The following is a 16406-nucleotide window of genomic DNA, read 5'->3' on the forward strand; positions in this document are numbered from 1 at the left end:
TGCGCGATAAACCGCAGCTATCGCACCATTAAGTCAATCAATTAGACAAAAATCAGAGTGAGTCGCAAACTTTCCCGCCATAAGAAGCAATACTTTTCTAACAACTCATAAACATAAAAGCCTGCATTCATTATGAAATTTAAATCAGAGATTAAGCCCTATCGTGCCGCGGCTGGCGGCTGGGGTTCACTGGAAGCGACCACCCGTTTCGTTTTCGACAGCAAACAAGTACTGAAAAATATGCGCAACCTGATGCGCATGAACAAAGCGAAAGGCTTTGACTGTCCGGGCTGCGCCTGGGGCGATGACAATAAAAGCACCTTCAGTTTTTGCGAAAACGGTGCCAAAGCGGTGACCTGGGAAGCGACGCGCCGTTTCGTTGATGCCGAATTCTTCGCCGCGCACAGTGTGTCTGCGCTCTACCAGCAAAGCGATTATTTCCTGGAATACCAGGGTCGCCTGACTCAACCGTTGCGCTATAACCGCGCCACCGATCACTATGAACCGATCGGCTGGGATGACGCCTTTGCGTTAATCGCCCGCCATTTGCAGGCAATGGACAACCCTGATCAGCTGGAACTGTATACCTCCGGTCGTGCCAGCAACGAAGCCTCGTGGTTGTATCAGCTGTTTGGCCGCATGTTCGGCACCAATAACTTCCCTGACTGCTCCAATATGTGCCACGAAGCCAGCGGTACCGGCCTGAAGCGCAGTATCGGCGTGGGTAAAGGCACTATCCGTCTGGACGATTTCGACCAGGCCAACGCGATTTTTGTTTTTGGTCAGAATCCGGGCACCAACCACCCACGCATGCTGCACAGCCTGCGTCACGCTGCCGATCACGGCGCTAAAATTGTCACCTTTAACACCCTGCGTGAGCGTGGGCTGGAGCGTTTTGCCGATCCGCAAAAACCGCTGGAAGTGGTGACCTCGAAAGCGGGCACCATCAGTTCTACCTATTACCAGCCAAACCTTGGCGGCGATATGGCGGCGGTGCGTGGTATGGTGAAGGTGTTAAGCGAAACCCACCAGGCGCGCATCGCTGCCGGTGAAAAAGGTCTGTTTGATGAAGCCTTTATCCAGGCCAATACCGAAGGTGTTGACGCGTATCTGGCACAGGTTGCCGCTACTGAATGGGCGCAGATTGAACAGCAGTCCGGTCTGACTGAGCAGCAGATTCGTGAGGCGGCGGCGATCTATCAGAGCGCAGAGCGCGTTATTTGCACCTGGGCGATGGGTATCACCCAGCATAAACACTCGGTTGATACCGTGCGTGAAATCGTTAACCTGCAACTGCTGTTTGGTCAGCTGGGTAAACCAGGCGCGGGCCTGTGTCCGGTGCGTGGCCACAGTAACGTGCAGGGTAACCGCACCATGGGTATCGATGAGAAACCGACCAAGGCGTTCCTCGACAGCATGGCAAACCATTTTGGTTTCGAACCCCCGCGCAATATTGGTCACAACACCGTTGAAGCGCTGGAAGCGATGCTGCGCGATGAAATTAAAGTGCTGATCGCCCTCGGCGGTAACCTCGCTGCGGCGGCACCTGACAGCCCGCGCACCGAAGAAGCTCTCAGCCGTTGTGAGCTGACGGTGCAGATCAGTACCAAGCTCAACCGCAGCCACCTGGTTCCGGGCAAACAGGATGCATTGATTCTGCCGACCCTCGGCCGCACCGAGCAGGATATTCAGGCCAGCGGCCCGCAGTTTATTACCGTTGAAGACTCTTTCAGCATGGTTCACGCCTCGGAAGGCGTCGGTAAACCGATTGCCGATACTCAGCGATCTGAGACCTGGATTGTCGCCGGTATCGCCAATGCAGTACTGGGCAGTGAAAAACTCGACTGGCTGGCGCTGGCAGGTAATTATGACCTGATTCGCGATCATATCGCCGCCACCATTCCAGGCTTTAAAGATTTCAACCAGCAGTGTGAACTGCCGGGTGGCTTCTGGCTGGGTAACGCCGCTGCCGAACTGCGCTTTAATACCCTGAATAATAAAGCCCAGTTTAGTGCCGCAGCCCTGCCCGACTCGCTGTTCCCGCAGCTGGGCGACACTAAGGTGCCGTTTACCCTGCAAACCCTGCGTTCCCATGACCAGTACAACACCACCATTTACGGCCTCGATGACCGCTATCGGGGTGTGTATGGCCAGCGTGAAGTGCTGTTTATCCACCCGGATGATATGGCGGAACTGGGCCTGCAGGCAGGTGAAAATGTCGATATTGAAACGCTGTGGAACGACGGTATCATCCGTAAAGTAAGCGGTTTCAAACTGGTGCCTTACGCCATTCCACGCGGTAACCTGGCGGCTTATTATCCGGAAACGAACCCGCTGGTTCCGCTCTCCAGCTTTGGCGATGGCAGCGGTACACCGACCTCAAAATCCGTGCCGGTGAAAATATCGCTGTCACCGGTCGTTGCCAGTCAACGTATCGCCTGACCCGCATTCTGGCGGCCACAGCAGCAGGTCAGGCTTGCCTGACCTGCTCTGAAAAGCTCAATTGACCCTTGCCCGCAGACGGTTAATCGCGTAAAACTGTCAGCCGCTCTTAGGCCACGAAAATAACTTATTATGTTCCAGGATAACCCGCTGCTCGCGCAGCTTAAAGAGAAGCTCCACTCCCAGACGCCGCGTGTTGAGGGTGTGGTTAAAGGCACTGAAAAAGGATTCGGCTTTTTAGAAGTCGATGCACAGAAAAGCTACTTCATTCCGCCACCGCAGATGAAGAAAGTGATGCACGGTGACCGTATCATCGCTGTGGTGCAGACTGACAAGGATCGTGAAATTGCCGAGCCGGAAAAACTGGTAGAGCCTTTCCTGACGCGCTTCGTTGGACGCGTGCAAAGAAAAGACGATCGCTTATCGATTGTTCCCGATCATCCACTGTTAAAAGACGCTATCCCGTGTCGCCCGGATCGTCATGTGCAGCACGATTTCCAGGCCGGTGACTGGGCGGTAGCTGAAATGCGTCGCCATCCGCTGAAAGGCGACCGCAGCTTTTACGCTGAGCTGACCCATTTTATCACCACCGCTGATGACCATCTGGCTCCGTGGTGGGTAACACTGTCGCGCCACAACCTTGAGCGTGAAGCGCCGGATGTCGCGGCACCGACCGAGATGCTCGACGAGCAGCTGGAGCGCGACGATCTGACCGCGCTGGAGTTTGTCACTATCGACAGCGCCAGCACCGAAGATATGGACGATGCGCTGTATGTCGAAGAAGCAGCCGATGGCGCATTGCGCCTGACCATCGCCATTGCCGATCCCACCGCGTATGTGCAACCGGGCAGCAAGCTGGATGCCATCGCCGCGGAACGTGCATTCACCAACTATCTGCCGGGCTTCAATATCCCGATGCTGCCGCGTCAGCTGTCGGATGATATCTGTTCGCTGCGCCCGAACGAACGTCGTCCGGTGCTGGCTTGCCGCGTCACCGTTGCCGCAGACGGTACTCTGTCTGATGACATTCACTTCTTTGCCGCCTGGATTGAGTCGAAAGCCAAACTGGTTTACGACAACGTTTCTGACTGGCTGGAGAATAGCGGTGAATGGCAGCCTGAATCTGAGGCGATTGCCAATCAGATCCGTCTGTTGCACCGTCTGTGCCTGGCACGTGGCGAATGGCGTCAGAATCATGCGCTGGTCTTTAAAGACCGTCCTGACTACCGCTTCCTGCTGGGTGAAAAAGGCGAAGTTCTCGATATCATCGCCGAACCACGCCGCATTGCTAACCGCATTGTCGAAGAAGCGATGATCACCGCCAATATCTGTGCTGCCGTGGTACTGCGTGAGAAACTGGGCTTTGGCGTGTATAACGTCCACCTCGGTTTTGACAGCACCAATGCTGAACAGGCAGCGGCTATTCTGGCGGCTAATGGCGTTACCGTTGATCCGGCCGCGATTATCACGCTGGAAGGTTTCCGTGCGCTGCGCCGTGAGCTGGATTCGCATCCGACTCAGTTCCTCGACAGCCGTATCCGTCGTTTCCAGTCGTTTGCTGAGATCAGCACCGAGCCAGGTCCGCACTTTGGCCTTGGTCTGGAAGCTTATGCCACCTGGACCTCACCGATCCGTAAGTTCGGCGATATGATCAACCATCGCCTGCTGAAAGCGATTATCAAGGGCGAAGAGATTGCGCGCCCGGTTGATGATGTGACGGTGAAAATGGGTGAACGTCGTCGTCAGAACCGCATGGCCGAACGTGATGTCGGTGACTGGCTCTACTCGCGTTACCTTGAGAAATCGGCTGGCACCGACACCCGTTTCAGCGCCGAGATTATTGATATCTCGCGCGGCGGTATGCGCGTACGTCTGCTGGATATCGGCGCAGTTGCCTTTATTCCTGCACCGTTCCTGCATGCGGTACGTGACGAAATGGTGTGTAGCCAGGAAAGCGGTACCGTGCAGATTAAGGGCGAAGTGGTTTATCGCGTGACGGATGTGATTGATGTCACCATCGCCGAAGTTCGCATGGAAACACGCAGCGTTGTCGCCCGTCCGGCAGCTTAAGCCGTCGTTTTCATTATAAGGGTGGCGTAAGGTTTATCCCTTAGGGGCGGCGTTCTTGCCGCCCGCGCCGAGGGTTAACCCCCCGTATGCCATCAGTACGGGAGCCGAAAACGGCTCCCCTACATCTTCCCGCCTGAATAATTACTTTCGCTTCAGCTCACACTTTTACCCCGATTCACTTTCATTAACAAATCATTACATTACTTTTAACTTGTTGCTTAGCCTGATCCTTTCCCTCTGGACTCAACAAGGAGTTGTGTAATGAAAAAAGTCAAAACCGGAGTTATCTGGTTAGTGGTGGCGTTAATTGGTGCCTTTGCTTTTGGCATGCTGGCTATCAGCCGCGGCGAGCATGTAAATGCCGTCTGGCTGGTAATCGCCGCCGTTGCCTGTTACAGCATTGCCTACCGCTTTTACAGTCTGTTTATTGCCCGTAATATTTTCGAGCTTGACGATCGTCGCCGCACCCCTGCCGAACGCTTAAATGACGGGCTGGATTATGTGCCGACCAATAAATGGGTGCTGTTTGGCCATCACTTTGCCGCCATCGCCGGCGCCGGTCCGCTGGTCGGGCCGATCCTCGCCGCACAAATGGGTTTCCTGCCGGGCACCATCTGGATTCTGGTCGGCGTAATGCTGGCGGGCGCGGTACAGGATTTCCTGATCCTGTTTATCTCTACCCGTCGTGACGGCCGTTCGCTGGGGGAAATGGCGAAGCAGGAACTGGGGGCGTTTGCCGGGGTCATCACCATGCTCGGCGCGCTCGGCGTGATGATTATTATCCTCTCGGCGCTGGCGCTGGTGGTGGTAAAAGCGCTGGCCGACAGTCCGTGGGGGCTGTTTACCATTGCGGCAACCATTCCCATCGCACTGTTTATGGGCGTTTATATGCGCTTCCTGCGGCCCGGTAAAATTGCTGAAGTGTCGATTATCGGTTTCGTGCTGATGATGGCGGCGATTATCTACGGCGGTGATATCGCACAGCATCCTTACTGGGGGCCGTTCTTTACCCTGAAAGGCACGTCACTCACTTGGGTATTGGTGATCTACGGTTTTATCGCCTCGGTATTACCGGTGTGGCTGCTGCTGGCTCCGCGTGACTATCTGTCGACATTCCTTAAAATTGGCGTCATTGTCGGCCTGGCCGTCGGCATTGTGTTTGCCATGCCGGAAATGAAGATGCCTGCGGTCTCGCGCTTTATCGACGGCAGCGGCCCGGTGTTCTCCGGCGCGCTGTTCCCGTTCCTGTTTATTACCATTGCCTGTGGCGCGATCTCCGGTTTCCACGCGCTGGTCTCCAGCGGCACCACACCGAAACTGGTGGAACGTGAAAGCCATATCCGCTTTATCGGTTATGGCGCGATGCTGATGGAGTCGTTTGTCGCCATTATGGCGCTGATTTGCGCATCCGTTATCGATCCGGGCGTCTACTTCGCGATGAACTCACCGGCAGCACTGATCGGTACCACAGTGGAAAGTGCCTCGCAGGTGATCAACAGCTGGGGCTTTGTGGTCACGCCGGAAATGTTGAGCGGCATTGCCCGCGACGTCGGCGAAAGCAGCGTTCTGTCGCGCGCCGGGGGGGCTCCGACCTTTGCTGTCGGTATGGCACATATCATTACCGAGGTATTTAACAGCCGCGCGATGATGGCCTTCTGGTATCACTTTGCCATTCTGTTTGAAGCGCTGTTTATCCTGACGGCGGTCGATGCCGGTACCCGCGCCTGTCGTTTTATGGTGCAGGATTTGGTCGGTACCGTCGTGCCGTCACTGGCGAATAACCGTTCGTGGCTGGGCAACCTCTCAGGAACCACCGTGGCGGTGGCGGGCTGGGGTTTCTTTGTCTATCAGGGCGTGGTCGACCCACTCGGCGGTATCAACACCCTGTGGCCGCTGTTTGGTATCGGTAACCAGATGCTGGCGTCAATGGCGCTGATCCTCGGCACGGTCGTTCTGTTTAAAATGAAGAAACAGCGCTACGCCTGGGTAACCATTCTGCCGACCATCTGGCTGTTTATCACCTCGATGACCGCTGGCTGGCAGAAAATTTTCCATGAAAAACCCAGTATTGGTTTCCTCGCACAGGCGAAGAAATTCTCCAAAGGCATTGAGGATGGCGTGATGATTGCGCCAGCCAAAACCGTGGCGGATATGCAGACCATCGTGCTGAGCAATCAGATTAACGCCGTGTTGTGTGCCTTCTTTATGCTGGTGGCCGTCACCATGCTGGTTTCTGCTTTCTTTGTGATTCGCCGGGCGCTGAACAGCAGCGTACCGACCACCCACGAAGCGGAGATTTCACTGCGTAAGGAGGGACATCGTGTCTGATGCTATCCATGCACGCCGGGCGCTAAGCGGCGTTCCCCGGCTCATTTGTTGCCATCCGTTACATGTGGCAGAAGATTCACCGCAGCGATTAACGCTGCGGCTGATTTTCAAACGACTGGCACAAAGCTTTCGTTTAATGGTCGGCGTACAGGATTATCAAAATTATCTGCGCCATATGCAGGCACATCATCCACTGTCGTCTCCCATGAGTGAACGCGACTTTCACCGTTATTGCCTGGAAGCGCGTTTCCCCAGCAAAGGCGGAAAACTGGGTAAGTGCCCTTGCTAATTGTCAGCCCCCTCTGCCAGAGGGGGCTTTATCTCTGTCTAAATCACTCCGGCAGGCGGACAAATAATGCCGTTGAATCGTCGCTCCCCCACCAACAGCACCAGCCCAAAGCGGGTATCCGCGTCATATTCCAGCGAAGTCAGGTTAACCGTCTGCCAGCCCGGTTGCTGCCCGATGATTTGGTTATTGTTGCCAAGCGCTTTGCCGTCACTGCTGATCATCATGGCATGAACCATTTCATGCTTACCGTCTGCGCGACCTGGCGGCTTTTCGGTCAATACCAGCAGGGAACCGGCAGGAGCATTGACTAATTCCTGTAAACTTCTTGCCATCTGCGGCGCATGACCAAGAAATGCCTGATATTCGTCGGGGCGAGTATTATCCAATAGCTCCCGCAATCTTGACGGGTTAATCGCACCAACCTGCTCGTACAACCTGATAATCGACACCCATGATAACTCGTCCGTTCCGCTGTTTTTCTCCTGTCGGATCGTTGGCCGTGAGGTATAATACTGGGCAAGTTCCAGCGCTCGCTGGGTATTCAGGTTAATGACGGGTTTGCTTTCAGGCTCAGTTGGGGTTAACTGACTCGGTGATTGCTGAATGGCAAGGCTAAGTTTTTGCCCGTTGACGTCCAGCACAAAACCCAGTTTTTCATCCTGAATCCAGTTAAGCGTACCCAGCCAGATTTTTTCCCAGCTCTCCTGCCCACCAATAACCTGATTATTTGCACCGATGGCCGCCCCATCACTTACCATCATCATGGCATGTGACATCGGTGGTTTGCCCGGCCCAACCCCGAGAGCAAAAATAGCGATACGCGCCCCGGCTTCCGCGTCAAGAATATCGTTGAGGCTGGTCACCGGCTTGAATTCATCACCGATAAAATCGCGGTAGTTATCGCGTCGGGTCTGTTGCCGCAATAATTGCGCCGTAGCCTCAGGGATAAACTGGCAACTGGCCTGTAGGTTGATAATCGGCATCCAGGGTTGCTGCTCATACCCCTTAAACGCCTGCAGAGCACTGTCATCCCCGGGAAAGAAAGCATAGCTGTCTGCCAGTTTTAGGGTTTTCTGTAATGATACTGAATCTTCAATTAATAAGGATCTGACCGGTATCGGCGTTTTTCGTAGCGTCAGCAAAATATCCGCTATCGCACTGTTTAAATTATCCGGTGCCATCACAAACCCAATATCCTCAGCAGAAATGGTGTTACTGACCGAATGAGACTTTCCTGCTTCCGCCCCACCGTTTAACGGCTGATTGACGGCGATAATCAGCGGAACGCGAAAGTCATTACTGCGCTGCCCGAGCCATTCAGAGCTTTTTTTCAACCCGGCATAACGCTTTTTCGGCAAGGAGATCTGCGTATCAGGTTCCTGATACATTATCAGTTCATCGATTCGGGATGCATATAAACTACTGTTGGCGGCCGCCTGCCCCGCTTCAACGATTTCGCCAGGTGGATAGGCATAAGTCTGGTCACTCAGTAATAGTGAAGCCGGTTCAGAAAAATTGATCATGGTGACATTGCCATGGTTATCACTACTCAAACCACGCAATTCAGTACTGATCAACAAATAATTCCCTTCTGGTAAAGCCACAACCTGTTTACCGATCGGTTTAGTTAATAAAATATTTACTTTTTTACTCAATGCATCAAATGCTGGCAGCGTGCCTTGCGTGAAAAGCACGCCAAGCTTCAGACTTAACGTATCCCGGCGTAAATCATTTAAATCAGGCAACGCTATTTCATTTTCTATTTTATAAATTTCCTCCAGCATGACTGCTTGCTGGGTCTCAATATCGAGCAACGCTCTACGCTTCAGCGCATAGGTATACCACTCCGGCCTGACTTCCATGACTTCAGTAAAGTGGACAATATTCATTCGGTTACTTTTTGCCATTTTTTTATATTTATCAATCGCTAGCTGGGGATTATCAAACCATTCAACACTAATAGCCTTATCTTTATTATGCGGCAAATTTTCAAAGGTATTCAGCCATTTTTCTTCGCCACTGAGCACTTCACCTTTCGCCTCGTGCTGAGCAACTCGCCCACGGCTAAAATCAATAATAATATCTTCGGTTTCTGAGAAGCCCGAGCTAATATCAGGGGTTGCCGACTTGAGCCGTACAATATAGTGAACTACCGGACTGGGATCAATAAGACTGCTCCAGCGCGCCACACCACCAAATAACACCTGAAAACCTTTGTTTTGAAAGTAAAGGTAGACGATTTCCGGCATTTTGGCAGGGTCGTTAAATAAATCCATTATATTAGGCATCTTCGCGGCCTGCGCCTTGAGAAAATTAGTGAAATTGTTAAGTTCGCCCGCAACTTCTCTTACCGGTGCGGGTGCTTTGATATCAATAAAGGGTAAATTATACTGCTCACCGACTCTCGGACTGGCAGACAATAATTCTGGAATATGTAATATGTCATTTCTGTAGTGTGAAAAGAAACTATTCTTATGATGCAATATGCGAGAAACCACGGCACCCGGCAGCTGGTTTAACGTAATTTTCACGAATTTGTTACCCTGTCTGAAGAGGCCAATGAACAGCCTGAGGCCATATTCACTCATCAACTGGCCAGCGCCTTCTCCCATCAGGCTTAATAAAACATCAGTATAGGCTTTTGCCACATCATCTGGCCGATCAGCCGTTTTAGCTTTCACCAGACCAGGAAATATAGAGAACGTCGACGCCGCTGCTAAACTGCTCTTCCAGCTGGTAACCGAAGTGAACAGTTTAGTCGCCATATAACCAGTACCGGTCGAAGTGGTAATGGCTACGGGAATGGAAAACAGGCCGATAAGAGTACCGATGGTATTGAGCACCTCTATCGCCGTGTCACGTGCATATTCCCCCGGTGACTTGACCAGATAATTCATATCTGCTTTAAGCACCGCCACAAAATTAGTTAACAAATCCTTTTCTATCCATTCGCTTTTCTTCAGCCTCATTATTGATCTTTCTGCAACAGGCATCTCCCAGTACTTCTTAATAAAGACCTTCCCTTGAAACTCAACGACATACTTTCCGGATGGATTTATTTCAAGCTGATTATCAATAATATTGGCAGCATTTGAGTTAACCCGTATAGCAATTGAGATACTTTTATTGATAACTTCCAGCATCTTCTTTGCCTCGCCATCACCATAAAATGAGATGGTACTCAGGGGGTCTATTGAAACTACCCAACCTTTATCATCCCATATCGATACAATAATGCCCTGACTTTCATTTTCTGCAGGAATAAATACCAGATTGTGCATCTTGCAGCCATTCCACTCCAGCTGATAAAAATCCCCCCGTGCAGCTGATGCCCTCAGAGTATCGACATTTATCGGGACATTTTTAACAGAATTAGATTTTAAAAAATTATCAACTGTTTTCTCCAGTACGGTTCTGAATAGCATCAGCATACCAACTTTCACATCACCTTCAGAGAGAGTTTGACCAAGTTCATTGATATAATCTGATTGTAAGTTTGATGTCTTAATTTCATTCTGCAATGCCTGGCTTATTTCAACCGGAAACTTTAACACCAGGCTTCCTTGATTAAACTGGTGATCTTTGCGTAAATACTCGCGGGTGAAAATATCTCGCAGCGTATATTTCCCCACCTGCTGCCAGCTACCATCAAACCCTGGATGCAGCATAGGCATATGGTAGACACCGTGATTGGATGGCAGTAATACCCCCGCTAACACGGTAGTATTCTCATTAAATTTATGGGTATCAACACCATGCTGCTGCAGCACGAAATTAATTTTCGTTTTTATCCACTCATTGACATCCCAGACTGGCGAGGTCATCTTATTGATAATATCGACAACTTGCTCAATTCCCTTATTTGCCAGACCTTTTCCTATTAACCAGGCTGCCTGCTTATTATCCGGGCTATCCCACTCCATTGGTTTATTCATATCGAAATTATTGACAAACTTTCCTAAAATAAAATCTCTCACATCAATATTGAAGGAGTGACTCCATTCAGGATTTGGATTCAGCGATAACTTCATGCCACTTTCCGTTTCCTGCATCAGACTCAGCGCGGCTTCTAATGTCATCTCTTTATCCATGACGTCTGCTGTCTGATTTATCGACATCGTTACTTTTGGAGATTGGTCCAGTTGCTGCGGGTATTTGAAATGCATTGAGTCAATAAATGCCTCAAGTGGAACTGCGCCGGCTACCCCCTGTTGCGGAAGTAAGATTGCTGATGAAGGCTTAACCGGACTGCCTTGTACCCCAGCAAATGGCCATGCAGAAACCGGCTCTGCGGAGGAGGGATACACCGATTCTCTCTGCTGAATGCCTCTGTGGAGTAAATGATTAAATAATCCCCGGCTGAGTGGCATCTCCACCTGCATTTCTCCAGGACGCATTAACAGCGAATCATAAGGCTTTTCCCCGGTCCTGGAATTGTTTAATGGTGCCACAGCGACCGGCTCCACTTTCAGCGGTTGCCCGCTAAAGCGCAGTGGGGAACTCAGCAGATCGAGGCTGCGGTTCAGCACCGAAAACACCAGCCGCTGCCGTTCTTGCTCCGGCAAACTCATTTCACTGTCCGGGAATGACATCAACCTGTCACCGGCTTCGGCGAGCGGATCCGTCGCCAGCGGCCGCCTCTGCTCGCCCGAAATCGCCGCGCCGGAAAGAGAAAACGGCAACTCCCCGCTTTCAATTTGCAGACGTGAATGCAGTTCGCCCACGGGATCCCTCACCAGCGAGCGACTAAACTGCACCGCACGAAAGTCGGGTTGTACCATGGTGCTGTTCTCACTGCGCACAGCACAGGCGACGGCAAAATTAGCCGGCTGCATCTCCCGCTTCAGCAGCTCGTAACAGGTGCGGACTTTCATCAACAGACTGGCGCTTTGTTCGGCCGGGCTGTTCAGCACACTGTTGTGGCGCCAGCCTTCGGCAGAGAGACTAAATGCCGGCCTGGCGGTTAAGGGCAGTAACACACCGACGGATGAGGGGCGAACTTCAGGGTGTGCCACTGTCGCACTGCGGGCCGCTTCCACTAGCGGTTGCGCACCGTCACTACCGCGCAGATCGTTTAGCCGCTGTTCTACCCAGCGATCGATACAGTGCCAGAGACTTTTGTCCGACAGCGGCAAGCTGGCGGTTTCCGGGCTGGCCCGCCTACCGTCCAGCGCCGTGAGCCACTGGTGTAAATGCATTTTTAATTCTCCATCCAGCGCCTTTACCATGCCCTGCTGACGGATTTGCCACAATAGCTGTACCGCCCAGACTATCGTCGGTAATAAAGGATGGAAACCTTGCAGCGTTTCATTGACAACTTTTAGCCGTAATAACTCAGGCAGCATTTTTCCGGCGGTGCCAGCTCTGCTCTCCGCCGTCGCCCTATTGATTTCATCGACCAGCAGGTTATTCAGCGCCGGTAACGACCGTTCCAGCCTGGCAATGAGATTCTCCCGTTCGAACCGATCTGGCGGCACTCCCAGCGCCAGGCCGATCAGCTGGCGTTGCCGATCGACACTGAGCAGCGGCTGGGGTATAGCGGGTAACCAGCGATACAGGCTTTCAAACGATTCACTGTCTGCTTCGGCCTGCATCAGGGCCAATGCTTGCGGCAGTTTTAAGCGATTTCTGATACCCGTAATAAATTCGCCGGTTGTCTGTTCGGGTAAAGCCAACAATTGCCCTGCCTCGGCCAGGGCGCGCGGAAAATCGTGCGCCGGCAGCGGGCTAAACAGTTCTGAGGAGCAATTGGAGATCGCTTTCAGTAAGCTGGTGAGCATTGGGCGGAAGCCAGAAACCACAGATGGCGTGGCGGCCAGCGGCGCAATCCGCGCCGATTGAGAGATGGTCAGCGTCACAATTATCTTCCATGTTAAGTAGTTACATCCTTGTCAGCGACAAGCGTTCTGTTAATCAGTCGCCAGGCGCAACCCGCTAAGTATTGCAGCAAAAAGCGTAGTCGTTGCTGGCTAATCGTCCAGCCGCGTGATTTTCAAAATCCGCCCTTAAATAGCAACCTGTTATTTAGCGTGTTCATCACTTTTCCTGCATATTTTCAGCGCAAGAGAGATCGTCTGATAAAAATAACTTCAGTTTGTGGCTGATGCCGGTACATGCCGCACAATAGTGTTGCTAAAATAATGAGATACTGCCTGCAGGGCACTCCCCGGAGGAAGTTTCCATGACCGATGAACAAGGGCAAATATTGCTGTACACGCTGTTTGGTAGCAGCAGCCCTCATTGGCATCTCACTTCAGACAGCGATGCGCTGAACTTTGCCGAAAATGAGCATGCCGATATTAATATGGCCGTCGCGCTTCTTCCGGCACAGGCCAGCCTGATTCGCGCGATGACAGTGATCACCTCCAGCATTAACCTCAGTATTGCTTTGCATGGCACGCTGGTGGCGATGCATCTGGTGGGACGCAAGATCAACCAGTCAACCTGGGCAGGAACCGCATCGGCCTGGGGCGATACCTCATCGGTCGCGCGTGACCTGACGCTCGGCTTGTCGTTTGCTGAACAGGTGGTATCTGAAGCCAATTCGGTGATTGTGATTCTCGATCAGCAAGGCAATATCCAGCGTTTTAACCGGCTGAGTGAAGAGTACACCGGGCTGAAAGAGCAGGAAGTGATTGGCCGCAATGTGTTTCAACTGTTTATGACCAAACAGGAAGCCGCCGCTTCGCGCCGCAATATCAGCGGTTTTTTCCGTGACGGCAGTTCTTACGAAGTAGAACGCTGGATCAAAACCCAAAAAGGCCAGCGCCTGTTTCTGTTCCGCAATAAGTTTGTCCACAGCGGCAGCGGCAAGAACGAAATTTTTCTGATTTGCTCGGGCACCGATATCACCGAGGAGCGACGCGCGCAGGAACGCCTGCAACTGCTGGCCAATACCGATACCATTACCGGCCTGCCAAACCGTAACGCCATTAATCAACTGATTAGCCAGACGCTGGAGCAGCGCGGTGACCGTCAGCCTGGCGTGGTGTATCTCGACCTTGATAATTTCAAAAAGGTTAACGATGCTTACGGCCATATGTTTGGCGATCAGTTGTTAGAGGCGGTGTCGCTGGCAATCCTCAGCTGCCTTGAACCAGACCAGACGCTGGCCCGGCTGGGTGGCGATGAGTTTGTTATTCTGGCAGAAGACAGCAGCCAGGCCGTGCTGGAAGCCATGTCATCACGCATTCTGGAACGCCTGAAACAGCCATTCCGCATTGGCCTGATTGAAGTCTATACCGGCTGCTCGATTGGCATTGCCCTCGCTCTGCTGCACGGCGACGATCGTGAAAGCCTGATTCGTAATGCCGATACCGCTATGTACAACGCGAAAGAGAGCGGCCGCGGCAAGTTCTGCGTTTTTTCTGCCGAAATGAATCAGCGAGTATTTGAATATTTATGGCTGGATACTAACCTGCGCAAAGCGCTGGAAAATCAGAATTTGGTTATCCATTACCAACCGCAGGTTGACGTCGAGGGACACGTAACCGCAGTAGAAGCGCTGGTGCGCTGGCAATCAACCGAGCGCGGGCTGATTCCGCCGAAAGACTTTATCGCTTACGCTGAAGAGTCGGGACTGATAGTCCCGCTCGGGCGCTGGGTGATGTTATCGGTGCTGGCGCAGATTATTGCCTGGCGCGAGCAAGGGATTACGCTGCGGGTGGCGGTCAATGTCTCGGCCCGACAATTAATCGATCAAGGCATCTACAGCGATCTGAAACAGGCGCTGCAACAGGCCGGGATTGAGGGTTGCCCGATTGATATTGAACTTACCGAGAGCTGTCTGATTGATAATGAAGAACAGGCACTGTCACTGATGAAACAGTTTCAGCAACTGGGAGCAGAGGTGCATCTGGATGATTTTGGTACCGGCTATTCTTCACTGTCTCAGCTGGCGCGGATACCGGTAAACGCCATCAAACTCGATCAAAGTTTTGTTCGCGGGGTCGACAGCCAGCCGGTGTCGCAGTCACTGGTACGCGCAATTGTGGCGGTGGCGAAAGCGCTGGAATTGCGGGTGATTGCCGAAGGTATTGAAACCGAGGCCGAAGAGCAATTTGTGATTGCCAGCGGGGTCGATTCGCGTCAGGGATTCTATTATGCCAAACCAATGCCCGCCGACCAACTCGGGCACTGGCTTAGACATTATAGCGCTAAAAAATAGTTATCCGGCCTTACGCAGTTGCGCACTGTGACGATTTTGCAACTGCACCAGCCGTTCCATATAAGCCAGGTCTTTCGGCTCCAGCGTAAAGGCAAAATCGACCCAATCCTCGGTGATATCCATCAGTTCGGCCCGCGTCAGCTGTAACACACGCTGACGCGCTTTCAGCATCGCCCTCACGCCATTAAGCTTCGGTTTTAAGCTATCGATAAAGGTGCGGGTGCAGCGATACGCTTCGCCCGGTTGAAACAGGCGGTCGGTCAGCCCGCGCTGTTCAAACCATTCGGCAGTATGCGACTCCCCTTCACAAATCAGCTCCTCGGCCAGCCGCATTCCGGCGCGACGCGCCACCAGAGAATAACCGCCCATTCCCGGAAACAGATTAAACGCGATTTCCGGAAACCCCATCCGCGCATTGTTTTGCGCCAGAATAAAGTGGTGCGCCAGTGCGGCTTCAAAGCCGCCACCGAGCGCACTGCCCTCAATCATCGCAATGCTGACCGCACCGGTACCGAAGCCTTTGGCTGCCGCATGGATGCAGTCAACGCAGGCACGCGCATACGCACGCAGCGTCTCACGACGTCCGTTTTTAATCGATTCGACAAAGAAACGTAAGTCGCCGCCGGTATTAAACATCGACGGCACCAGCGAACCGGTAACCCAAAAATCAATGGCTAAACCGGACTTCTGCGCGGCATAACTCAGATTCATAATCTCTTCAATCAACAGATGGTTGAAACATGGTCGTGGTTCTGCCTTGAGTAACATCCATAGCGTGCGCCGCTCTTCCTCATAATAGGCGGCAAGCTGAGTGGTGTGACCGGCTTCGGTGAACAGCCTGCAGGTAGCTTGATTAATTACTGACATTGTTTGATCCTCGGATTATTAGATGCGTTCTACGCCTCTCCAGCGTAATCCAGAGTCAGTCAGCGCTAAATTAAAGACTGATTTTTAACATAAAAATAAGTTTTTTCTCTCGCAGGTTGGGTATCCGGAAAAATATAAGCATGGCTTTAGTTTAAGAGCGGAAAATATCGTTTAATTCGTGCGCAGGTGGGGTTAAATAACAGAGGCGGGGTTTCGGCTATTGCTGATCGTTTAAGGAAAAAT

General features: G+C 52.3%; 7 protein-coding genes. 5 read left to right on the top strand and 2 right to left on the bottom strand.

The window, feature by feature from the left end; genetic code table 11:
• Window positions 1–132 precede the first annotated feature (132 nt).
• The 4 genes from NG42_RS09640 to NG42_RS09655 all read left to right on the top strand — a co-directional run bounded on the left by NG42_RS09640 (window position 133) and on the right by NG42_RS09655 (window position 7129).
• Complete coding sequence (locus NG42_RS09640; RefSeq protein WP_052899089.1) at window positions 133–2442, top strand: FdhF/YdeP family oxidoreductase; 2310 nt, start codon at window positions 133–135, stop codon at window positions 2440–2442.
• Window positions 2443–2574: 132 nt separating this feature from the next.
• Window positions 2575–4512: an exoribonuclease II gene (locus NG42_RS09645; RefSeq protein ID WP_052899090.1), complete on the top strand. Its 1938-nt coding sequence runs from the start codon at window positions 2575–2577 to the stop codon at window positions 4510–4512.
• 261 nt (window positions 4513–4773) lie between these two features.
• Window positions 4774–6840, top strand: a complete 2067-nt coding sequence (locus tag NG42_RS09650; protein WP_052899091.1) for a carbon starvation CstA family protein — start codon at window positions 4774–4776, stop codon at window positions 6838–6840.
• On the top strand, window positions 6830–7129 hold the full coding sequence (locus tag NG42_RS09655) for a YbdD/YjiX family protein (protein ID WP_052899092.1): 300 nt from the start codon (window positions 6830–6832) through the stop codon (window positions 7127–7129). Before NG42_RS09650 ends, NG42_RS09655 begins: the two co-directional genes overlap by 11 nt.
• Before the next feature lie 38 nt (window positions 7130–7167).
• Here the strand turns inward: NG42_RS09655 and NG42_RS09660 are convergent, their stop codons facing one another.
• Window positions 7168–12987 carry a hypothetical protein gene (locus NG42_RS09660; RefSeq protein ID WP_052899093.1) on the bottom strand — a complete coding sequence of 1940 codons (5820 nt, stop codon included), beginning with the start codon at window positions 12985–12987 and terminating at the stop codon, window positions 7168–7170.
• A 323-nt stretch (window positions 12988–13310) separates the two neighbouring features.
• On the opposite strand from NG42_RS09660, the gene pdeR reads away from it, so the two are divergent.
• On the top strand, window positions 13311–15296 hold the full coding sequence (gene pdeR, locus NG42_RS09665) for a cyclic di-GMP phosphodiesterase (protein ID WP_052899094.1): 1986 nt from the start codon (window positions 13311–13313) through the stop codon (window positions 15294–15296).
• On the opposite strand, the gene NG42_RS09670 is transcribed toward pdeR, so the two are convergent.
• Entirely contained in the window at window positions 15297–16163 is an 867-nt protein-coding gene (locus NG42_RS09670; protein ID WP_052899095.1) for a crotonase/enoyl-CoA hydratase family protein, read from the bottom strand.
• Window positions 16164–16406: the final 243 nt, after the last annotated feature.

The sequence above is a fragment of the Winslowiella iniecta genome, assembly GCF_001267535.1.
In the GTDB taxonomy this organism is placed as follows: Bacteria; Pseudomonadota; Gammaproteobacteria; order Enterobacterales; family Enterobacteriaceae; genus Erwinia; species Erwinia iniecta.